Source organism: Burkholderia sp. FW306-1C-G01B (assembly GCF_058781685.1).
Map to the genome: position 1 here is coordinate 1 of NZ_JBYSWZ010000015.1, position 20,903 is coordinate 20,903.

Consider the following 20,903-nt stretch of genomic DNA (forward strand, 5'->3'; position numbering starts at 1 on the left):
TCCCGTGTGAAAGTAGGTAATCGTCAGGCTTCCTCAAGCCAGAAACCCCCGCCCGACAAGGCGGGGGTTTTTGCATTTCGGCGACGGAAATGTGGGCCGCGCCGGGCAAGGGGTAGCGTGCTCCATCATCGCATCCCGTCGGCATCCGCCGGAGATCAGCCGTCTTCCATCTACCTGCGCCCACCGCGGAACGAAGCCGCGTGATTTGGTACGATCGAAATGTCGTCGACGATTGCATACGTCGACGTTCACGTTCGAAACCGGGGCTTGATGGAGAGGGCGGGGAATGAATATCGGTGACGCGTCGCGCGCATCCGGAGTCAGCGCAAAAATGATCCGGTACTACGAGCAGGTCGGCCTTCTTGCGCCGAGCAAGCGTACCGACGCCGGCTACCGGATCTACGGCGCGGACGAAATCCACGTCCTGCGCTTCATCCGTCAGGCGCGACGGCTTGGTTTTCTCGTCGAGGACATCCGCAAGCTGCTGATGCTCTGGCAAGACCGCTCCCGCGCCAGCGCCGAGGTGAAGTCGATCGCCCTCGAGCACGTGGCCGAACTCGACAGGCGCATCGCGGAGCTGAGCGACATGCGCGATACGCTGGCCGACCTGGCCGCGCACTGCCATGGTGACGGACGGCCCGAATGCCCGATTTTGGCGCGCCTGGCCGATCCCGTCAGCGAACCAGATTAGTGCGTGTGCTCAGGGCCCGAAATGGGCACCCGACTCAACCCATATAAAAATCAATGAGTTAGCTTGGGTGGGTGCGCACCCATTCCGAACTGGAATGGTTTCCATGCAAGTATTTCATTAGCATCTTGGTGCGGCGTCGCTATAATTCGGGAATACCCTATACGGGAAATCCCTGAATCTCGATTCGCCAGGGGTCCCCCTTCCTTGGAGAACATCATGATCGCCTACATCGTCGAAAAGCTGAGCAACTGGTTCGAATCCGCAGAACGTGAGCGCCGTGAGGCTTACCTCGCCACGTCGTCGGACATCGTCCAGCTCGAGCACCGCATCCGCTCGCTCGAAACCAATGGCTACTCGCTGTAATCCGAGTCACCGCCAGGTGCCGTACGGCACCGACCGATAAGCGGGCCCCGTGTTGACGGGGCTTTGTTTTTTGTGCGCCGGATCTGGCGCAATCGACGATGCGGCGCTATGGTATGGACCTGCTTTTCACCGTGAAGGACACGATCATGCGTTTGCGTCTCGATGTGCGTCGCAGTGCCCGCGCGCGTCTCGTTCTGGGCGCGGCCATGCTTGTCCATGGCTTCGCGGCCGGTGCCGCGACTTCGTCCAAACCGCTGATTCTCGATACGCAGCGCGGTATCCAGGACGGCAAGGGCGGGCTGGTGCTGCAGACAGCGCCGTTGTCTTCCGAGCCGATCGTCGAGCCGGCGGGCATGCGGGCTCCGGCCGGGCAAGTGCCGAACACGTCGGTGCCGCTGTTCGTCGCACCCTATATCAATGTGCCAGGCTGGGGCGTACCGCCGGCCAACCAACCGAGACTCGCACCGAGGCCGTAGCCGTAACGGCCGGTCGCCCGGTCAGTTTCCGCGGTGCTCGATCTGACAACGGGCGCCGCTATCCTGTCCCAGCACCTCGACCAGATAGGGCAGTGCCTCGTTCATGCTTTGCGCAAGCGTATACGGCGGATTCAGGATGAACATCCCGCTGCCGTAGAGGCCTAGTCCATCGGCAGGCGGATTCGATACCGTCAGCGTCAGATGCAGCCAGTTGTTCGGTTGCAGGCGCTTCAACTGCTCGGGAAAGCGCTGCGATTCCGTCCGCATGACCTGCGGATACCAGATCGCGTAGCAGCCCGTCGCGAAACGCTTCAGGCATTCCGCCACACAGCTTACCGTGCGCGCGTAATCCTTCTTGTCCTCGTACGACGGGTCGATCAGCACGAGTGCGCGTCGCGGCGGCGGCGGCAGCAGCGCCTTGATGCCTTCGAAGCCGTCGCCGGCGAAGATCATCGCGCGTCGCCCGGCGTCGCGGAAGTTGTGGCGCAGCACGTCGATTTCCGTCGTGTGCATTTCAAACAGGCGCATCCGGTCCTGTTCGCGCATCGATCGCCATGCGATATACGGGGAACCAGGGTAGAAGCGCAGTTCACCGTCGTCGTTCAGTGCGCGTACTTCGTCCACATAATCGCCCAGCGCTTCCGGCAGGTTCTTGTCGTTCCACAGCCTGCCGATGCCGGTGTCGAATTCCGCCGTCTTTGCCGCGTAGCCGTCGCGCAGCGAGTACACGCCGGCACCGGCATGCGTGTCGATGTACCAGTACGACTTGTCTTTCTTGTTCAGGTAGCGCAGCAGTTGGACGACGACGGCGTGCTTGAGCACGTCCGCGTGATTGCCTGCGTGAAAACCGTGACGATAACTGAGCATGGCGGGCTGCCTGAAACAGAAGGTGAATCGATGAAAGCGGTCGATCGGGCGCGGCTGTCAGGCCGGGCGCCGATGCGGCCGCGTATTGTACGCGAGTGGCCGTGAGTCGCCTTACTCGTATGCGTTGCCGACCACCTCCTCGATGCGTTGCTTCACATCCGGCGTCAACTTCGCGACGACGTCGAGCGCGCGCATGTTCTCGCCGATCTGCTCGATTCGCGATGCGCCGGTGATCACCGAGCTCACGCGCGGATTCGCGAGCACCCACGCGATCGCGAGCTGGCCCGTGCTGCAGCCGAGGTCGGCCGCGATCCCGCCGAGCCGTTCGACGATGTCGTTGCTGGCCTGATCGGTCAGGCGGTCGCGCATCCAGTCGTAACCCTGCAGCTGCGCGCGGCTGCCCGGCGGCACGCCGTTGCGATACTTGCCGGTGAGCAGGCCCGATGCCAGCGGGCTCCAGGTCGTGAGGCCGAGGCCGTAGTCGTCGTAGAGCCGCGCATATTCCTGTTCGACCCGCGTGCGGTGGAACAGGTTGTACTGGGGTTGCTCGACGACCGGCTTGTGCAGGTGATGCCGTTCGGCGATCTCGCACGCGGCGCGGATCTCGTCGGCGCTCCATTCCGACGTGCCCCAGTACAACGCCTTGCCGCGCACGATCATGTCGCTCATCGCCCAGACGGTTTCCTCGATCGGGGTGTTCGGATCGGGCCGATGGCAATAGACGAGGTCGACATAATCGAGCTGCAGCCGGCGCAGCGAGCCGTCGATCGCGTTCAGCAGGTATTTCCGGTTCAGCGTGTGATACTGGTTCGGTGCTTCCGCGAGCCCCCAGAAGAACTTCGTGGACACGATATAGCTGATGCGCGGCCAGTCGAGCGATTTGAGCGCGTGGCCCATGATTTCCTCGGATTTGCCGCCGGCGTAAACCTCGGCGTTGTCGAAGAAATTGACACCCGCGTCGTGGGCCGCGGCGAGGCATTCCCGCGCGACCCGCTGGTCGACCTGGTTGCCGTACGTGACCCACGAGCCGAGCGAGAGCGCGCTGATCTGCAGGCCGGAACGGCCTAGCCGTCGATAGTGCATGCGAACCTCCTGCGTGACAGAACCGACCTTAAGCTTAGACGTTTTGCACGCGAACGGCGGGGCCGATCGTGCACAATGACGGCTGGCCCGCCGGTACTTCGCGCGATGAAAGCGGATGCGGCCGGCGCGTGTTTTATCGATCCGATAACGGGAGGAGACGGACATGGCAGCAGATCTGAATGGCAAGACCGCAGTCGTCACGGGCGCCGCAAGCGGCATCGGCAAGGAAATTGCGCTGGAACTCGCGAAAGCGGGCGCGGCTGTCGCGATCGCCGACCTGAACCAGGACGGCGCCAATGCGGTCGCCGACGAGATCAACAAGGCAGGCGGCAAGGCGATCGGCATTGCGATGGACGTGACGAACGAGGAAGCCGTGAACAGCGGCATCGACAAGGTCGCTGAAACGTTCGGCTCGGTCGACATCCTCGTGTCGAACGCGGGCATCCAGATCGTCAACCCGATCGAGAACTATGCGTTCTCCGACTGGAAGAAGATGCAGGCGATCCACGTCGACGGCGCATTCCTGACGACGAAGGCCGCGCTCAAGCACATGTACAAGGACGATCGCGGCGGCGTCGTGATCTACATGGGTTCGGTGCACTCGCACGAAGCGTCGCCGCTGAAGTCGGCGTACGTGACGGCCAAGCACGGCCTGCTCGGCCTCGCACGCGTGCTCGCGAAGGAAGGCGCGAAGCACAACGTGCGCTCGCACGTCGTGTGCCCGGGCTTCGTGCGCACGCCGCTGGTCGACAAGCAGATTCCGGAGCAGGCGAAGGAGCTCGGGATCAGCGAAGAGGAAGTGGTGAAGAAGGTGATGCTCGGCAACACGGTAGACGGCGTGTTCACGACGGTGCAGGACGTCGCGCAGACGGTGCTGTTCCTGTCGGCGTTCCCGAGCGCCGCGCTCACCGGCCAGTCGTTCATCGTCAGCCACGGCTGGTTCATGCAGTAACGCACAGTAACGCGGGCGCGAGCGGCGTAGCCGCCCGCTGCGTCGAACGGTACAAAAAAAACGCGCTCCGGGGAGCGCGTTTTTCATTTCGGCGGGGCAGGGCGGGGCCGGCGACGGCTGCCGCCTGCCGGTGCCGGGTTACTTCAGCACGGCTGCGATTGCATTGGCGACCACGTCGAGGTTGCGCGTGTTCAGCGCTGCGACGCAGATCCGGCCCGTGCCGACCGCATAGATGCCGAACTCGTCGCGCAGGCGATCGACTTGCGCCGAGGTCAGGCCCGAATACGAGAACATCCCGCGCTGCGCGTTGATGAAGCTGAAGTCGCGATCGACGCCGCTCGCCTTCAGGCGCTCGACGAGGCCGTTGCGCATCGCGCGGATGCGATCGCGCATTTCACCGAGCTCCTGCACCCACGAAGCGTGCAGTTCCGGCGATGCGAGCACCGCTGCGACGACCGCACCGCCATGGGTCGGCGGGTTCGAGTAGTTCGTGCGGATCACGCGCTTCAGTTGCGACAGCACGCGCGTGGCTTCTTCCTTGCTCGACGTGATGATCGACAGCGCGCCGACGCGCTCGCCGTACAGCGAGAACGACTTCGAGAACGACGACGACACGAACGCGTTCAGGTCGGCCGCAGCAAACAGGCGCACGGCGGCCGCATCGGCCTCGATGTTCTCGCCGAAGCCCTGGTACGCCATGTCGAGGAACGGCACGAGGTTGCGCGCCTTCACGACGTCGACGATCTGTTGCCATTGCGCTTCGGTCAGGTCCACGCCGGTCGGGTTGTGGCAGCACGCGTGCAGCACGACGACCGTGCCTGCCGCATAGCCGTTCAGCGCCGACAGCATGCCTTCGAAGTTCACGCCGTTGGTGGCGGCGTCGTAATACGGGTACGCGATGACTTCGAAGCCGGCCGCTTCGAACAGTGCGCGGTGGTTTTCCCAGCTCGGATCGCTGATTGCGACCTTCACGTTCGGGTTCACGGTGCGCAGGAAATCGGCGCCGATCTTCAGTGCGCCCGTGCCGCCTAGTGCCTGGGCCGTGACCACGCGGCCCGCTGCGATCAGCGGCGAATCGTTGCCGAGCAGCAGCTTCTGCACGGCCGCATCGTAGGCGGCGATCCCGTCGATCGGCAGGTAGCCGCGCGGCAGGCCGGCCTCGACACGCACCTTCTCTGCTTCGCGAACCGCGCGCAGCAGCGGAATCTTGCCTTCTTCGTTCGTGTACACGCCGACGCCGAGGTTGACCTTGGTCGGACGCGCATCGGCGTTGAAGGCTTCGTTCAGGCCCAGGATCGGGTCGCGGGGAGCAAGCTGGACAGCGGAGAAGAGCGACATGATGATTCGGCAGTAGTGAAAAGAGGGTCAGGCTTTCAGCCGGCGGGGCGGGCGCAGCGAACCGCGCGCCAACGGGCGCGGCGCCGGAAAGCGCAGCAGCCTGCCATTGTAGCGAATTCGCGCTGGCGGGGGCGGGCGATTCGGCGGTGAATCGCGATTTCGGGCGGCCGTCGCGCGTCAGGAGCCGACAGCAGTTCGCGCGGCCGCGAAGCGCTAGAATGCTTTCTTTGCCCTCGCTCCGGCCGCATTCCATGTCCGAACATCATGCCGAAGTCGGCGACGCGCTCGACGAATCCAAATTCGTCACCTTCGAAGGGTCGCCGTTCCAGCTGTATCAACCGTATCCGCCCGCAGGCGACCAGCCGACCGCGATCGACACGCTCGTCGAAGGCATCGGCGACGGCCTTGCCTTCCAGACGCTGCTCGGCGTGACGGGTTCGGGCAAGACCTTCACGATGGCGAACACGATCGCGCGGCTCGGCCGCCCGGCGATCGTGTTCGCGCCGAACAAGACGCTCGCGGCACAGCTCTATGCCGAGTTCCGCGAGTTCTTCCCGCGCAACGCGGTCGAGTACTTCGTCTCGTACTACGACTACTATCAGCCTGAGGCCTACGTGCCGCAGCGCGACCTGTTCATCGAGAAGGATTCGTCGATCAACGAGCACATCGAGCAGATGCGGCTGTCGGCGACGAAGAGCCTGATGGAGCGCCGCGACGTGGTGATCGTCGCGACGGTGTCGGCGATCTACGGTATCGGCAACCCGTCCGAATATCACCAGATGATCCTGACGCTGCGCACCGGCGACAAGCTCGGCCAGCGCGACGTGATCGCGCGGCTGATCGCGATGCAATACACGCGCAACGAGCAGGATTTCCAGCGCGGCACATTCCGCGTGCGCGGCGACACGATCGACATCTTCCCGGCCGAACATGCGGAAATGGCCGTGCGCGTCGAGCTGTTCGACGACGAGGTCGAGACACTGCATCTGTTCGACCCGCTGACCGGGCGCGTGCGGCAGAAGATTCCGCGCTTCACCGTGTATCCGTCGTCGCACTACGTGACGCCGCGCGATACCGTGATGCGCGCGGTCGAGACGATCAAGGACGAATTGCGCGAACGCCTCGAATTCTTCCACCGCGACGGCAAGCTCGTCGAGGCGCAGCGCCTCGAGCAGCGCACGCGCTTCGATCTCGAGATGCTGCAGGAGCTCGGCTTCTGCAAGGGCATCGAGAACTACTCGCGGCATTTCTCGGGCGCGGCGCCCGGCGAGCCGCCGCCGACGCTCGTCGACTACCTGCCGCCCGATGCGCTGATGCTGCTCGACGAATCGCACGTGCTGATCGGCCAGTTGAACGGCATGTACAACGGCGACCGCGCGCGCAAGGAAAACCTCGTCAATTACGGGTTTCGCCTGCCGTCGGCGCTCGACAATCGGCCGCTCAAGTTCCCCGAGTTCGAACGCAAGATGCGCCAGGTCGTGTTCGTGTCGGCCACGCCGGCCGACTACGAGAAGCGCGTGACGGGGCAGGTCGCCGAACAGGTCGTGCGGCCGACGGGGCTTGTCGATCCGGAAATCGAAGTGCGGCCGGCGAGCTCGCAGGTCGACGACGTGCTGACCGAGATCAACGCGCGCGTGAAGGCCGGCGAGCGCGTGCTGATCACCGTGCTGACGAAGCGCATGGCCGAACAGCTCACCGAATTTCTGGCCGACCATGGCGTCAAGGTGCGCTACCTGCACAGCGACATCGACACGGTCGAGCGTGTCGAGATCATCCGCGACCTGCGGCTCGGTACGTTCGACGTGCTGGTCGGGATCAACCTGCTGCGCGAGGGCCTCGACATTCCGGAAGTGTCGCTTGTCGCGATCCTCGATGCGGACAAGGAGGGCTTCCTGCGCGCCGAACGCTCGCTGATCCAGACGATCGGCCGCGCCGCGCGGAACGTGAACGGCAAGGCGATTCTCTATGCCGACACGATGACCGAGTCGATGAAGCGCGCAATCGGCGAAACCGAGCGGCGCCGCGCGAAGCAGATCGCGCACAACGAGAAAATGGGCATCACGCCGCGCGGCGTCGTGAAGCGCATCAAGGACATCATCGACGGCGTCTACAACGCGGACGAGGCGCGCGCGGAGCTGAAGGAAGCGCAGCAACGCGCGAAATTCGAGGACATGTCGGAAAAGCAGCTCGCGAAGGAAATCAAGCGTCTCGAGAAGCAGATGGCCGACTACGCGAAGAACCTCGAGTTCGAGAAGGCCGCCGCGACCCGCGACCAGCTTGCGCTGCTGCGCGAGCGCGTGTTCGGCGCAAACGTCGGCGACCACGTCAACGGCGGCCGGTAAGTCTTTCCAAACGTCACCGAAACCTGTCAGTAACAGGTCTGTAAGCCTTGTCGGATCAGGGTTTTACACGGTATCCGGTTTGTTCCGGAACAGGTTCGGTGCTAAACTTCGCAATTATTGAGAATAGTTCGCATTAACGTTCTTCATTGCGTTAGTGTTTCCAGCGAGCCGCCCCGGCGGCAGCTCGCATGTCGTCAAGATAGTCAGACAAATAACAAGGAGTGTCCATGTTGGGTTCTTCGTTCATCCGCACGACGGTTGCGGTGGTAGCGGCGCTTGCCGCGATGTCGGCCTCGGCGGCCGAATATCCGATCGGCAAGCAGCAGATCCAGGGCGGCATGGAAATCGGCGCGGTGTACCTGCAGCCGATCACGATGGACCCGGAAGGGATGATGCGCAAGGCATCGGATTCCGATATCCACCTCGAGGCCGACATCCATGCGGTCAAGAACAACCCGACGGGTTTCGCGGAAGGCGACTGGATGCCGTACCTGCAGGTCGCGTACAAGCTGACGAAGCAGGGCGACACGAAGTGGAAGGCTGAAGGCGACCTGATGGGCATGGTCGCGAGCGACGGTCCGCACTATGGCGACAACGTGAAGCTGAACGGCCCGGGCAAGTACCACCTGACGATGGTCGTCAAGCCGCCGATGCAGTCGGGCCACATGGCGTTCGGCCGTCACGTCGACAAGGAAACGGGCGTGGGCGCATGGTTCAAGCCCATTACGCTCGAGTACGACTTCCCGTTCGCCGGTATCGGCAAGAAGGGCGGATACTGATCGGCGGCATCACGAACGGCGCGCTTCGGCGCGCCGTCGGCGTAGAGAACCCAGAATGAAAATTCCCCAGAAAATCATCGCCGCAGCCGCTGCGTTGTGGCTTGCCGGCGCAGCGCACGCTGCCGATCTGCCGACGTTCAAGCTCGAGATGGCGGACGGCAAGCTGAATCCTGCCCGCATCGAAGTGCCGGCCGGCCAGCGCTTCAAGATCGAGATCAAGAACACCGGCAAGGGCGCGGCCGAATTCGAGAGCGTGCAACTGCGCAAGGAGAAGGTGCTCGCGCCGGGCGCCGATTCGTTCGTGGTCGTCGCTCCGCTGTCGCCGGGCGAATACAAGTTTTTCGACGATTTCCACCAGCAGGCACAGGGCGTGATCGTCGCGAAGTAACGCGTTTTATCTGCGCGCGGGCATGGCAGTCCGTTGCTCCGCGCGTCAGGAGGTATCGATGGGTCAGATCTTGTTCATCGTCTGGCGGGAGAGCGTCGAAGCGCTGCTCGTCGTCGGCATTCTCTATGCATGGCTGAAAAACGGCGACGACGACGCGCGCCGCGGCCTGCCTTTTCTCTGGGCCGGCGTCGGTGTCGGCTTGCTGATGGCGGTCGGCCTTGGTGCCGCGCTGGTCGGTTTCACCGAAGTGCTGTCCGGCGACGCGCAGGACTACTTCCAGACTGCGATGGTGCTGATCGCATGCGTGCTGATCGTGCAGATGGTGCTGTGGATGCGCCGACACGGCCGCACGCTGAAGCGCGACATGGAGCAATCGCTGCAGCAGAGCACGCGCGATTCGAACTGGTGGGGCGTCGCCGTGCTGGTCGCGCTCGCGATCGCACGCGAAGGCAGCGAGACGGTGATCTTCCTGTACGGTCTCGGGTTCGGCCAGTCGGGCCACGTCGACGGCAACCAGATGCTCGCGGTGCTGATCGGCCTCGGTCTCGCGTTCTTCACGTTCTATCTGCTGCAGCTCGGCGGCAAATACTTCTCGTGGCGGCATTTCTTCCGCGTCACCGAAGTGATGCTGCTGTTCCTCGGCGCGGGCCTGTTCCAGACCGGCGTCGACAAGCTGATCGACAAGGAAATCCTGCCGCTCGGCATCTCGCAGGTGTGGGACACGTCCGCGATCCTCGATGATTCGGGCACGTTCGGCTCGCTCGTCGCGACGCTGACCGGTTATCGCGCGCACCCGGCACTGACCAACCTGGTCGCCTATGCGGTGTACTGGGCGGTTGTCTGGCTGCTGATGAAGCGCGCGAGCCGTCGCCCGGCCGTTGCAGCAGGCCGCGCGGCATGAGCGTTGTCGCCGCAGCCAAGCCGGGCTGGCTCGCGCAGGCCGGCCAGTGGATGCAGCGCCACGGTGCGCTGATCCGCGGCATCCAGTGGGGCGTCGTCGCCGTCTACGCGTTCCTGATCATCGTGCCGGCGGTGTTGCCGCTGCCGGACGATTCCGCGCATCTATGGAACAACCTCACGCTGATCGCGCAATTCACGTTCTGGGGCATCTGGTGGCCGTTCGTGCTGCTGTCGATGGTGATGCTCGGCCGCGTCTGGTGCGGCGTGCTGTGCCCGGAAGGTGCACTCACCGAATACGCGAGCAAGTTCGGCCGCGGCGGCCCGATTCCGCGCTGGATACGGTGGGGCGGCTGGCCGTTCGTCGCGTTCGGGATCACGACGATCTACGGGCAGATGGTGAGCGTGTACCAGTACCCGCTCGCGGTGTTGTTCGTGCTCGGCGGTTCGACCGTCGGCGCGATCGTGATCGGCGTGCTGTACGGCCGCGAGAAGCGCGTGTGGTGCAAGTACCTGTGTCCGGTCAACGGCGTATTCGGGCTGCTCGCGCGGCTCGCGCCGATGCGCTACAAGGTCGACGAGGATGCGTGGCGCCGTTCGTACAAGAATGGCGAGCATGGCCATCGCGTGATTCCGATCAACTGCGCACCGCTCGTGCCGTTGCGCAGCATGAAGGGCGCCGCGGCGTGCCATATGTGCGGCCGCTGCAGCGGGCACCGCGATGCGATCTCGCTGTCGTCGCGCTCGCCGTCCGACGAGGTCGTGAACCTTGGCGCGCAGCAGGCGAACCCGTGGGATACCGCGCTGATCCTGTACGGCCTGCTCGGCGTCGCGATCGGCGCGTTCCACTGGACCGTCAGTCCGTGGTTCGTGCAGATCAAGCAATGGCTCGCGGGCTGGCTGATCGACCGTGACATCACCTGGCCGCTCGAAACCAATGCGCCTTGGTTCCTGCTCACGCATTATCCGGATCGCAACGACGTGTTCTCCTGGCTCGACGGCGGACTGATCGTCAGCTATATCGTCGGCACGGGGCTCGTGTACGGCACGGCGCTGCTGGTGCTGCTGGCCGGCGCTACGCTGATGCTCGGCCGCTTCGATCGCGTGCGGCTGCATCACCTCGCGCAGGCGCTGATCCCGATCGCGGGCGCGGGCGTGTTCCTCGGGCTGTCGGCAACGACGTTGTCGTTGCTGCGCGCCGAACACGTGCCGCTCGGCTGGGCGACCGACGTGCGCATCGCGATCCTGGTCGGCGCCAACGCGTGGAGTGCGTGGCTCGCGTGGAAAGTGACCGGGCGTTATGCGGCCTGGCCGCGCCGGCTCGCGGCATTCGCGTGGTTCGCCGTCGGGCTTGCGGTCGTCGACAGCGCATGGTGGTTGATGTTCTGGGGTTTCTGAAGCGGCTTGTGTGCAGCTTCGGCTGCGGTGCGAAGCCGCGAGGAAACAAGCGCGGTTCAGCTTTCAGCATGCATTGAGCGACAACGAACGCGGGCGACCTGCTTCACGCATTGGCTGCTCAAAAAAAAAAGCGACACGTCGAAGGACGTGTCGCTTTTTTCTTCCTTGTGCGAGAACCAAAAAAGTGGCTTGGCTTGCTGCAACGGCTGCTTGAGTGTGTTTGCACGAAGGGGTCTAGATCTCGCGTGCAAGCCGTTACGCTGGCTAATGCCCAACACCTCTCAGGGAGGTGGTCCCCACAATACTCGGTCGCTACTTCGTCAGGATCAGTTTGCCGAGCCGTGTGGCACGCAACTGATAGGTCTCTCCGTTATGCGCGATGCTGATGTGGCTGTGGCCTTGCAGCAGCGCATCGCTGCTGACGACCCGCGTGCCTGCATCGCGGTTGCCGGCGGGCTTCGCCGGCGTTGTGACCGCTGCCGTCTTTTGACGGCTGCTGCCTGCAGTGCCGGTCGTGCGGCGCAAGGTCAGCGTGGTCGGGCGCATGGTGTCGGTCATTCGGTTGATCGGTGACTGTCGATACGATGGAATGAATTCTAAATGATAACTATTCCCATTTACAAAAACTCTTTATCGATCGAAGCGGTGAACTTGATAGCTTGAATCAAAGGGCGGCCCGCAGGCCGCCACCGGGTTCAGTGCAGCGGATCGGGGTCCTTGCGGCCCTGTGCGTATTCACGGATCAGGCGGACCGTGTCGATATCCGACGTGCGGTACGCTTCCTTGACGATTCCGTGCGTCTGCCGAGCTTCTTCGCTGTCGTCCGAGACGGTCAGCGTCGTGCGGTATTCGAAACGCAGGAACAGCTCGTGGTCTTCGCGCTCCTCGATCGTCATCGTCAGCGAGCCGCCGATCTCGCCATCGGCCGCGCGGATGTCGTAGCGGACCTGCTGGTTCGGCGTGAACGTGACGTGGTCGCGTACGGTCGCGTGGCCGTAGTGCAGTTCACGTTCGAGCGTCGTTTCCGTCCGTTCGTGGACGACGCAGCTATCGAGGCCGAGCACGAACAGCTGCGGCTGTTCGGCGCGCAGCACGAGGCCTTCCCAGAGCTGGTCGCGGGTGAGGGTCGGCACGGCCGGATCGTCGGAGTTGATCTGGATCAGGTGTTCGAAGTTCAAGGGTACGAATTCCTTCTGGTGGTGGGCGGCCACATGGTTCAAGAAGTTATTGTGACGCAAAACCATCCGTTTCGCGGCACCTGCCGCCCCCGATCGGGCGTCAGGCTTCGATGCGGCCCATGCGGCCGGTCTGGTAGTCGACGACGGCCTGCCGGATCTCTTCCTCGGTATTCATCACGAACGGGCCGTAGCGGACGATCGGCTCGTTGAGCGGCACGCCGCCGATCAGCAGCAGGTCGAGCGGCGTACCGCCGGCGGCGAACGTGACCGTGTCGCCGTCGTCGCCGTACACGATCATGTGCCGCGCATCGACAGCCTGCCTGTCGGGCCCGTAGAGGCCCGTTCCGTCGATTGGATAGGCAAACACGCGATAGCCGGCCGGCACGGGCTGCGTGACCGTCGCACCCGGTTCCAGCGTGAAATGCTGGTAGAGGATCGGCGTGCGCGTCTCGATCGCGGCCCGGACGCCGAACGCTTCGCCGGCGATGACGCGCACGCACGCGCGGCCGTCCGGCGACGTCGCGCTCGGAATGCGGTCGGCCGGAATCTCCTGATAGCGCGGCGCGATCATCTTGTCGCGGCGCGGCAGGTTGACCCATAGCTGGAAGCCGTGGGAGCGGCCGCCCGCCTGCGCGAACGCCGGATCGGGCATCTCGCTGTGCACGACGCCCGAGCCGGCCGTCATCCACTGCACGTCGCCGGGGCCGAGCGTGCCGGCATGGCCGGACGAGTCGCGATGGCGGAAGCGCCCGTCGAGTGCGTAGGTCACGGTTTCGAAGCCGCGATGCGGATGGTCGGGCGCGCCCACGGCTTCGCCGGGGGCGTAGTCGACGGGGCCCATTTCGTCGAGCAGCAGGAACGGATCGAAATCCATCAGCAGCCGGGTCGGGAACGGGCGGTGAACCACGAAGCCGCCGCCTTCGGTCGTGCGAAGCGCGGGGTATGTGCGGTCAAGCGAGCGAGCGGTCGTCATACGGAAGCCCTCGAAATCATCGGAATAGCGTTATTTTTGAAACATAGCGCTATTATATTGGGCGTTTAACCGTTCGATTTGCGGCGGTTCGCAATGGATTGTTCTGAAATTGGAACGATGACATGAATATCGATGCGCATAACCTGAACGACCTGATGTACTTTTCGCAGGTCGTCGAACATGGCGGTTTTTCGGCTGCGGAGCGCGTGCTGGGCATCTCGAAATCGCGCCTGTCGCGGCGCCTAACCGAGCTCGAGGCGGCGCTCGGCGTGCGCCTGCTGCAGCGCTCGACGCGCAAGCTCGCGCTGACCGAGGCGGGAGAGCTGTTCTACCAGCATTGCCAGGCGATGCTCGCCGAAGCGCAGGCCGCGATGAACGCAGTGCAGCAGTTGCGCTCGTCGCCGCGCGGCTCGGTGCGGGTCAGCGTGCCCGTCACGCTGTCGCAGACGATGTTGTCGCGCATCCTGCCCGAATTCCTGCGTCGTTATCCGGAGGTGAAGGTGCACGTCCGCGTGACAAACCGCGTGATCGACCTGTTCGAGGATTCGGTCGACGTCGCGCTGCGAGTTCGCTCGGAACCGCCGCAGAACGCCAACATCGTCGTGCGGCCGCTGTGGCGCACCGAGCAGATGCTGGTCGGCGCGCCGAGCCTGCTGAGCCAGAATGCGCCGCCGCTGGTGCCGGACGATCTGACTTACTTCGAGACGCTCGATACGCCGAGCGTCGACGGGCGGCATGTGTTCAACCTGATCGCGCCGGACGGTACGCGTCATGTGCACGAGCACGACCCGCGGCTCGTGACGGCCGACCTGATGACGATTCGCGAGGCCGTGCTCGACGGTCTCGGCATCGCGGCGCTGCCGGAGATGATGTACGGCAACGCGCTGCGCGCGGGCCAACTGTCGCCCGTGATGCCGGGCTGGACGCTGCCGGTGCCGCAACTGTACGCGGTGTTCGTGTCGCGGCAGGGGATGCCGCCCGCAGTGCGTGCGTTTGTCGACTACCTGGTCGAGAAGCTCGATCACGGCGCCTACAAGGAGCCGGGTTGCCCCGAGCGCGCAAAGAACGAAGCGGCGGCCGATGCTTCGGCGACCTGAACACGACGCGCACGACGAGGCAAATTTGTTTTGTCATTGAAGCGTCGCCGGCAATCGCAAGTTTCAATCGCCGGAACCTTGAATGCGCGGGCGGGCGGGCCTATATTGAAATCCCATTTCGTGAAGGAAGTTGCTGAGCGAAATCAGGTGGCCGCATATATTGCGAGCCAGATAGGGCAGAACGCGCAGTCCGTGCAGACCACGGTAGCCGCATTTGCGTTGCTCGAGGCGCAACCGATACCGCCGAAGAGCCCGCCGCCCGAAGGCGCCCGCGTGCGCATGAAAAAAGGCCTTCATCTGGCGATGAAGGCCTTTTACTTTTGGGGGCGGCCGGCCAGGTACGCCCGGTTAGGTACGCCCGGTTAGGGACGCCCGGTTAGGGACGCCCGGTTAGGGGCGGCCGGCTAACTAGGTGCACCCCGCGAGGTGCGAAACGCGCGTGCGTTACTTCGCTTTCGCGCCCGGCTCCGTCACGAAGCCGAGCTTCGTCAGGCCGCCGGCCTGCGCATCCGACATCACCTCGGCTACATGCTCGTATGCAACCTTGCGGTCCGCACGCAGGTGCAACTCTGGCTGCGGCGTGCGTTTCGCCGCTTCCGCGATGCGTGCCTGCAACTGTTCGCGCGTGACCGTGTGGTCGTCCCACAGGATCGTGCCGTCGCCCTGGATCGCGACGTCGACCGTCTGCGGCTTTTCGTCGACGGGCTGGCTGCTGGCGTGCGGCAGGTCGATCTTCACCGCATGCTGCATCGCCGGGATCGTCACGAGAAAAATGATAAGGAGTACGAGCATCACGTCGACGAGCGGCGTCATGTTGATCTCGCTCATCACGGCATCGTCGTCATCGTCGCTGAAACCGGTGTTCATCGCCATGGTTCACCTCGCCTCAGCTGGCGCGCGTCGCGAGACGCAGGCCGTCGCGCGTCGACGACGATGCGAGGCTCGCGCCCGTCACGAAGTACGCGTGCAGACCGTGCGCGAAGCGGCGCAGCTTGCTGACGACACCCTTGTTCGCGCGGGTCAGTGCGTTGTAGCCGAGCACGGCCGGGATCGCGACGAACAGGCCGAAGGCGGTCATGATCAGCGATTCGCCGACCGGGCCCGCGACCTGGTCGATCGACGTCTGGCCGGTTGCGCCGATCGCGAGCAGTGCGTGGTAGATCCCCCAGACCGTGCCGAACAGGCCGACGAACGGTGCCGTGCTGCCGATCGACGCGAGGATCGCGAGACCGCTCTGCATGCGCGAGATGCCTTCGTCCATCGTGTCCTTCAGGCAGCGCGTGACCCAGTCCGACACGTCCATACGGTCGTGCAGGTGCGGTTGCGTCTGGTGGTGGTGATCGGCGGCTTCCTTGCCCGACAGCGCGAGTGCGAGGAACGGGTTGTCGTTCGGCGTCGATGCGGCGAGGCCGAGCTTCTTGACGCCGTCGTCGAAATTGTCCGAATGCCAGAACGCCTGTTCGGCGTTCTTCGTGAGGCGGTTCAGGCGAATCACGTTCCAGCCCTTGATGACGATCACGATCCACGACAGGACCGACATCACGAGCAGCGTGATCGCGATGGCGCGCGTGACGAAATCACCTTGCGCCCAGACGTGCGCGATACCGTAGCTTTGCATTTTTTTGTTTCCTTTGAATCTTCCGGATGAGGCAGGTTAGTCGGTGAGCCCGAAGCTGTAGGGCTGTGTACGGGCGGCGCGGATCGCCTGGCCGTTCTCGATGTACGGACGGCAGGTGGTCGAACGCATCGCGTCGAGTGCGGCATCGTCGAGGCGCGGGTAGCCGCTGCTCTTCTGCAGATCGATGCTTTCGATCTTGCCGGTCACGCCGACGACGAAGTGAACGTAGGCTGTACCCGATTCGCCGCGGCGGCGCGACATCGACGGATAGTCAGGCTTCACGAAGTTGCATTGGAGCGTCGGCACGTTCTTCGGCGCGCTGACCTGCATCGTCTCGCGAGCCGGGCCAGGCGCGGCGGCCGGTGCTGCGGGAGCGGGCGCGGCCGGAGCGGGCGTCGGATCGGCGGCCGCCGGCGCAGGTGTCGGCGACGGGGTCGGCGATTGCGTAACCGGCTGAGGTGTCGGTTTTGCCGCTTTCGGCACCGGCTTCGGCTCGACCTTCGGCTTCACGCGCGGCACCGGCTTCGGCGGTGCCGGTTGCGGAATCGATTCGGCCGCGACCTGCTGGGCGATCGGTGCGGGCGTGATGAGTTGCGCGGTGATCGCCTGGACCTCGACCGATTTCGGCGGCGGCGCGTTGCGATGCAGCCAGGCGGCCGTCAGCATGACCGCGTGTGCGGCAAGCACACCGACCGCGACGACGATCACTCGGGGATTCATACGTGGTGCAGCCGGCAAGACGCCGGCAGGAGCGGAATGCGAAGCCTGCATGTTAGCTTGAAAGAACGATGTCGCACCCGGGGCGCGGCGGGTGAATCGGCATCACTTGCGGAAGATCAGCAGCGAGATGCAAACGGTGGTCACGAATCCGATCAGCAATTCCATCACAGGCTCCTTGGCAGGTAAGCCGCTGGCTCGCGCAGACGGTGGCTTGCTGACGGTCAAAACAAAAAATGCGGCCGGGGCCGCATGCACACATTCGGCGCCGGTCAGGCGGCCTTGCGTTCGTAGAACGTGACCGGGATCGGGTGAGCGTGATGCTCGACACCGCACCGGCTCGCGCAGACGCCTTGCTCGGCCATGAGGTCGCGTACGGACTCCTCGCACTTGCCGCAGCACGTGGCCACGCCGAGCTCGAACTGGAGTTCATCGAAAGAGTTTGCGCCCTCAGCGAGGGACGCGCGAATCTTGCGATCGGAAACAGACTTGCACACGCAGACGATCATGATGAGTTGCGATAGCTAACGTTAATGCGAATTATTATCATTAATTTTGCTGGCGTTGACAAGTCCGGGTCGGGCTTTTTTTAAGGTCATCGGACCCTTGAAACGGCGGGGGCGGCGCAGCCGCGTCGGGAGAGGGCGTGCCGGCCCGCGTCAGGCGGTCGCGCAGGCGCGCGCGTTCGGAGAGGAAATGGTGACGGATTCGACCGGCGCATCGAGACCGAGCAGCGTCGACGCGAGCGCCTGCAATTGCCGGCCGTCGCCGGTCGAGCAGAAGCGGGGCGAGGCGACGGGCGTGCCGGCGGGTGCACGCAGGCCGTGCTGGTCGAGCACGCGCGCGAGCTGGAGCGCGATCGCGTCGCTCGTGTCGATGATCGCCATGCGGTCGCCGACAATGTCACGAATCGTTGCGGTGAGAAACGGGTAGTGCGTGCAGCCGAGGACAACCGTATCGGCGCCGTCGTCCAGCATCGGTTGCAGATAACTGTCGAGCAGCGCGCGCAGCGCGGGCGAACCCGTGTCGCCGTTCTCGATTGCCTGCACGAGCCCGTGGCCCGGCTGACAGATGAAGCGGCAGCCGGCGCCGTGACGTTCGAGCAGCGCCTGGAAGCGCGCGCTGCGCAGCGTCGCCTGGGTGGCGAGCACGCCGGCGACGCCGCTCGCGGACTGCTGGACGGCCGGCTTGATGCCCGGCTCGACGCCGACGAGCGGGATTGCGAGATGCTCGCGTACCGCCGAGATCGACTGGGCGGTCGCCGTATTGCAGGCGACGACGAGCGCCTTCGCGCCCTGACGGACAAACCATTCGCCGATCGCGAGCGTGCGCTCGGTGATGAATGCGTCGTCGCGTTCGCCGTACGGGATGTAGCGCGTATCGGCCGTATAGACGAACGATTCGCCGGGCAGGTGCGCGCGCACGGCGCGCAGCACCGACAGGCCGCCGAGCCCCGAATCGAAGATTCCGACAGGGGCGGCGTGCATCGCGGGAGCGGCTGGCTGGTTCGTCATCGTCATGCGGGCGGCGCGGTGGCGGGCGGGCGATTACTCGGCCGAACCCATCATCGATTGCTGGTAGTTCTGCAGGCCGACCTTGCCGATCAGGTCGATCTGCGTTTCCAGCCAGTCGATGTGCTCTTCGGTGTCGTCGAGGATCTTTTCGAAGATCTCGCGCGACACATAGTCGCGAACCGATTCGCAGTAGGCGATCGCTTCCTTGCACGTGGCCTGCGAGATCTGCTCGAGCTTCAGGTCGCACTTCAGGATTTCTTCGGTTTCCTCGCCGACGAGCAGCTTGTGCAGGTCCTGCAGGTTCGGCAGGCCGTCGAGCATGAACACGCGCTCGATCAGCCAGTCGGCGTGCTTCATTTCGCCGATCGACTCGTCGTACTCGTGCTTGCCGAGCTTGTCGAGGCCCCAGTGCTTGTACATGCGCGCATGCAGGAAGTACTGGTTGATCGCCGTGAGTTCGTTCTTCAGTTGGGCGTTCAGATATTCGATGACTTTCTTGTCGCCTTGCATGGCTGTTCCTTGTTCAGTGGGGCTTCAGAAACCGAACGATAATCGCTCGAACGAGAAAAGCCAAGCCTCGAAGCCTTGTCGGGCCTGCCTTTTGCGTGTAATGAGAATCAGCCTTGAATAACCGGCTGCATACAATAATGAGAACGGGAAGCAAAAAGGCCGGACTTCCGTCCGGCCTTTCGTGCGATCGCGCTTAAGCGGCTGCGACCGGGATCTTGCCGATCTTCGCCTGCCACTCCTTCGGACCGGTCTGGTGCACCGACGTGCCCGACGAATCGACGGCGACCGTCACCGGCATGTCCTGCACGTCGAACTCGTAGATCGCTTCCATGCCGAGGTCTTCGAATGCGAGCACCTTCGCGCCGCGGATCGCCTTCGACACGAGGTAGGCCGCGCCGCCGACCGCCATCAGGTAGGCCGCCTTGTGCTTCTTGATCGCGTCGATCGCGACCGGGCCGCGCTCGGCCTTGCCGACCATAGAGATCAGGCCCGTTTGCGCGAGCATCGTCTCGGTGAACTTGTCCATGCGCGTGGCCGTCGTCGGGCCGGCCGGGCCGACCACTTCGTCGCGCACCGGATCGACCGGGCCGACGTAGTAGATCACACGGTTCGTGAAGTCGACCGGCAGCTTCTCACCCTTCGCGAGCATGTCGGCGATGCGCTTGTGCGCGGCGTCGCGGCCGGTGAGCATCTTGCCCGACAGCAGCAGCGTCTGGCCCGGCGTCCAGCTCGCGACTTCTTCCGGCGTCAGCGTGTTCAGGTCGACGCGCTTGCTGGTTTCCGTGTTCGGTTCCCACTGGACCTTCGGCCAGGCGTCGAGCGACGGCGCTTCGAGCTTGGCCGGGCCCGAGCCGTCGAGCACGAAGTGCGCGTGGCGCGTGGCCGCGCAGTTCGGGATCAGCGCGACCGGCTTCGACGCGGCGTGCGTCGGTGCGGCCATGATCTTCACGTCGAGCACGGTCGCCAGGCCACCGAGGCCCTGCGCGCCGATGCCGAGCGCGTTGACCTTCTCGTGCAGCTCGACGCGCAGCTCCTCGACCCAGTCCTTCGGGCCGCGCGCGATGATTTCCTGGATGTCGATCGGCTCCATCAGCGATTCCTTCGCCATCAGCATCGCCTTCTCGGCGGTGCCGCCGATGCCGATCCCGAGCATGCCGGGCGGGCACCAGCCCGCGCCCATCGTCGGGACCGTCTTCAGCACCCAGTCGACGATCGAGTCGGACGGGTTCAGCATCACGAACTTCGACTTGTTCTCCGAGCCGCCGCCCTTCGCCGCGACCTGCACGTCGACCTTGTCGCCCGGCACGATCTCGTAGTGGATCACGGCCGGCGTGTTGTCCTTCGTGTTCTTGCGGGCGCCTTCCGGCGGGTTGACGATCGACGCGCGCAGCACGTTGTCCGGGTGCGTGTAACCACGACGCACGCCTTCGTTGATCATGTCGGTGAGGCCCATCGTCGCGCCGTCCCAGCGCACGTCCATGCCGACCTTCACGAAGATCGTGACGATGCCGGTGTCCTGGCAGATCGGGCGCTTGCCTTCCGCGCACATGCGGCTGTTCGTGAGGATCTGCGCGATCGCGTCCTTCGCGGCCGGGCTCTCTTCCAGCTCGTACGCGCGGCCGAGTGCCTGGATGTAGTCGAGCGGGTGGTAGTAGCTGATGTACTGCAGCGAATCCGCGATGCTCTGGATCAGGTCTTCCTGTTTGATGACGGTCATGGCTG

At 64.3% G+C, this 20,903-nt stretch carries 23 protein-coding genes; 10 read left to right on the forward strand and 13 right to left on the reverse strand.

Annotated features, from left to right (window positions below; genetic code table 11):
- Positions 1 to 286: 286 nt before the first annotated feature.
- From cueR to AC3WLY_RS26560, 3 genes are all read left to right on the forward strand, one after another.
- A complete protein-coding gene (cueR, locus tag AC3WLY_RS26550; protein ID WP_072445469.1) occupies positions 287 to 691 on the forward strand; it encodes a Cu(I)-responsive transcriptional regulator in 405 nt (134 codons plus the stop codon).
- Positions 692 to 907: 216 nt separating this feature from the next.
- Positions 908 to 1,054: a DUF3563 family protein gene (locus AC3WLY_RS26555; RefSeq protein WP_072445473.1), complete on the forward strand. Its 147-nt coding sequence runs from the start codon at positions 908 to 910 to the stop codon at positions 1,052 to 1,054.
- A 113-nt stretch (positions 1,055 to 1,167) separates the two neighbouring features.
- Positions 1,168 to 1,530: a hypothetical protein gene (locus AC3WLY_RS26560; RefSeq protein WP_310141455.1), complete on the forward strand. Its 363-nt coding sequence runs from the start codon at positions 1,168 to 1,170 to the stop codon at positions 1,528 to 1,530.
- A gap of 21 nt (positions 1,531 to 1,551) precedes the next feature.
- On the opposite strand, the gene AC3WLY_RS26565 is transcribed toward AC3WLY_RS26560, so the two are convergent.
- A complete protein-coding gene (locus AC3WLY_RS26565) occupies positions 1,552 to 2,397 on the reverse strand; it encodes a 23S rRNA (adenine(2030)-N(6))-methyltransferase RlmJ (RefSeq protein ID WP_175964542.1) in 846 nt (281 codons plus the stop codon).
- Positions 2,398 to 2,508: 111 nt separating this feature from the next.
- Positions 2,509 to 3,480, reverse strand: coding sequence for a potassium channel beta subunit family protein (locus AC3WLY_RS26570; RefSeq protein WP_492310540.1), 972 nt, complete (start codon positions 3,478 to 3,480; stop codon positions 2,509 to 2,511).
- Positions 3,481 to 3,643: 163 nt separating this feature from the next.
- Between AC3WLY_RS26570 and AC3WLY_RS26575 the strand changes: the two genes are divergently transcribed.
- Positions 3,644 to 4,432 carry a 3-hydroxybutyrate dehydrogenase gene (locus AC3WLY_RS26575; protein WP_492310539.1) on the forward strand — a complete coding sequence of 263 codons (789 nt, stop codon included), beginning with the start codon at positions 3,644 to 3,646 and terminating at the stop codon, positions 4,430 to 4,432.
- A 138-nt stretch (positions 4,433 to 4,570) separates the two neighbouring features.
- On the opposite strand, the gene AC3WLY_RS26580 is transcribed toward AC3WLY_RS26575, so the two are convergent.
- On the reverse strand, positions 4,571 to 5,770 hold the full coding sequence (locus AC3WLY_RS26580) for an amino acid aminotransferase (protein ID WP_175964183.1): 1,200 nt from the start codon (positions 5,768 to 5,770) through the stop codon (positions 4,571 to 4,573).
- A gap of 251 nt (positions 5,771 to 6,021) precedes the next feature.
- On the opposite strand from AC3WLY_RS26580, the gene uvrB reads away from it, so the two are divergent.
- The 5 genes from uvrB (at position 6,022) to AC3WLY_RS26605 (ending at position 11,574) form a co-directional block, all read left to right on the forward strand.
- A complete protein-coding gene (gene uvrB, locus AC3WLY_RS26585; protein ID WP_175964182.1) occupies positions 6,022 to 8,112 on the forward strand; it encodes an excinuclease ABC subunit UvrB in 2,091 nt (696 codons plus the stop codon).
- Positions 8,113 to 8,339: 227 nt separating this feature from the next.
- A complete protein-coding gene (locus AC3WLY_RS26590; RefSeq protein WP_175964181.1) occupies positions 8,340 to 8,891 on the forward strand; it encodes an iron transporter in 552 nt (183 codons plus the stop codon).
- 55 nt (positions 8,892 to 8,946) lie between these two features.
- Positions 8,947 to 9,279, forward strand: a complete 333-nt coding sequence (locus AC3WLY_RS26595) for a cupredoxin domain-containing protein (RefSeq protein WP_072445375.1) — start codon at positions 8,947 to 8,949, stop codon at positions 9,277 to 9,279.
- A 58-nt stretch (positions 9,280 to 9,337) separates the two neighbouring features.
- Entirely contained in the window at positions 9,338 to 10,180 is an 843-nt protein-coding gene (locus tag AC3WLY_RS26600) for an FTR1 family iron permease (protein ID WP_034190352.1), read from the forward strand.
- Positions 10,177 to 11,574 (forward strand): 4Fe-4S binding protein, encoded by a 1,398-nt coding sequence (locus AC3WLY_RS26605; RefSeq protein WP_310141472.1) that lies wholly within the window; start codon positions 10,177 to 10,179, stop codon positions 11,572 to 11,574. The genes AC3WLY_RS26600 and AC3WLY_RS26605 overlap by 4 nt, the downstream gene beginning before the upstream one ends.
- A gap of 312 nt (positions 11,575 to 11,886) precedes the next feature.
- On the opposite strand, the gene hemP is transcribed toward AC3WLY_RS26605, so the two are convergent.
- From hemP to AC3WLY_RS26620, 3 genes are all read right to left on the reverse strand, one after another.
- Positions 11,887 to 12,132 carry a hemin uptake protein HemP gene (gene hemP / locus AC3WLY_RS26610; protein ID WP_034183487.1) on the reverse strand — a complete coding sequence of 82 codons (246 nt, stop codon included), beginning with the start codon at positions 12,130 to 12,132 and terminating at the stop codon, positions 11,887 to 11,889.
- Between the two features lie 137 nt (positions 12,133 to 12,269).
- Positions 12,270 to 12,752, reverse strand: a complete 483-nt coding sequence (locus tag AC3WLY_RS26615) for an SRPBCC family protein (protein ID WP_034183488.1) — start codon at positions 12,750 to 12,752, stop codon at positions 12,270 to 12,272.
- Between the two features lie 100 nt (positions 12,753 to 12,852).
- On the reverse strand, positions 12,853 to 13,725 hold the full coding sequence (locus AC3WLY_RS26620) for a pirin family protein (protein WP_175964178.1): 873 nt from the start codon (positions 13,723 to 13,725) through the stop codon (positions 12,853 to 12,855).
- A gap of 122 nt (positions 13,726 to 13,847) precedes the next feature.
- On the opposite strand from AC3WLY_RS26620, the gene AC3WLY_RS26625 reads away from it, so the two are divergent.
- The gene (locus AC3WLY_RS26625) at positions 13,848 to 14,822 is read left to right on the forward strand and encodes a LysR family transcriptional regulator (protein WP_492310538.1); all 975 of its coding nucleotides are present in this window, start codon (positions 13,848 to 13,850) and stop codon (positions 14,820 to 14,822) included.
- A gap of 444 nt (positions 14,823 to 15,266) precedes the next feature.
- Here the strand turns inward: AC3WLY_RS26625 and AC3WLY_RS26630 are convergent, their stop codons facing one another.
- From AC3WLY_RS26630 to AC3WLY_RS26660, 7 genes are all read right to left on the reverse strand, one after another.
- Complete coding sequence (locus AC3WLY_RS26630; protein ID WP_006478310.1) at positions 15,267 to 15,695, reverse strand: ExbD/TolR family protein; 429 nt, start codon at positions 15,693 to 15,695, stop codon at positions 15,267 to 15,269.
- A gap of 13 nt (positions 15,696 to 15,708) precedes the next feature.
- A complete protein-coding gene (locus AC3WLY_RS26635) occupies positions 15,709 to 16,440 on the reverse strand; it encodes a MotA/TolQ/ExbB proton channel family protein (RefSeq protein ID WP_131945917.1) in 732 nt (243 codons plus the stop codon).
- Between the two features lie 36 nt (positions 16,441 to 16,476).
- Positions 16,477 to 17,211, reverse strand: coding sequence for an energy transducer TonB (locus AC3WLY_RS26640; protein WP_492310537.1), 735 nt, complete (start codon positions 17,209 to 17,211; stop codon positions 16,477 to 16,479).
- 218 nt (positions 17,212 to 17,429) lie between these two features.
- Complete coding sequence (locus AC3WLY_RS26645) at positions 17,430 to 17,666, reverse strand: (2Fe-2S)-binding protein (RefSeq protein WP_034183493.1); 237 nt, start codon at positions 17,664 to 17,666, stop codon at positions 17,430 to 17,432.
- 150 nt (positions 17,667 to 17,816) lie between these two features.
- The gene (gene murI, locus AC3WLY_RS26650) at positions 17,817 to 18,677 is read right to left on the reverse strand and encodes a glutamate racemase (RefSeq protein WP_492310536.1); all 861 of its coding nucleotides are present in this window, start codon (positions 18,675 to 18,677) and stop codon (positions 17,817 to 17,819) included.
- A gap of 27 nt (positions 18,678 to 18,704) precedes the next feature.
- Positions 18,705 to 19,181 carry a bacterioferritin gene (gene bfr, locus AC3WLY_RS26655; RefSeq protein WP_174382342.1) on the reverse strand — a complete coding sequence of 159 codons (477 nt, stop codon included), beginning with the start codon at positions 19,179 to 19,181 and terminating at the stop codon, positions 18,705 to 18,707.
- 193 nt (positions 19,182 to 19,374) lie between these two features.
- Positions 19,375 to 20,898: a fumarate hydratase gene (locus AC3WLY_RS26660; RefSeq protein ID WP_034183495.1), complete on the reverse strand. Its 1,524-nt coding sequence runs from the start codon at positions 20,896 to 20,898 to the stop codon at positions 19,375 to 19,377.
- Positions 20,899 to 20,903 lie beyond the last annotated feature (5 nt).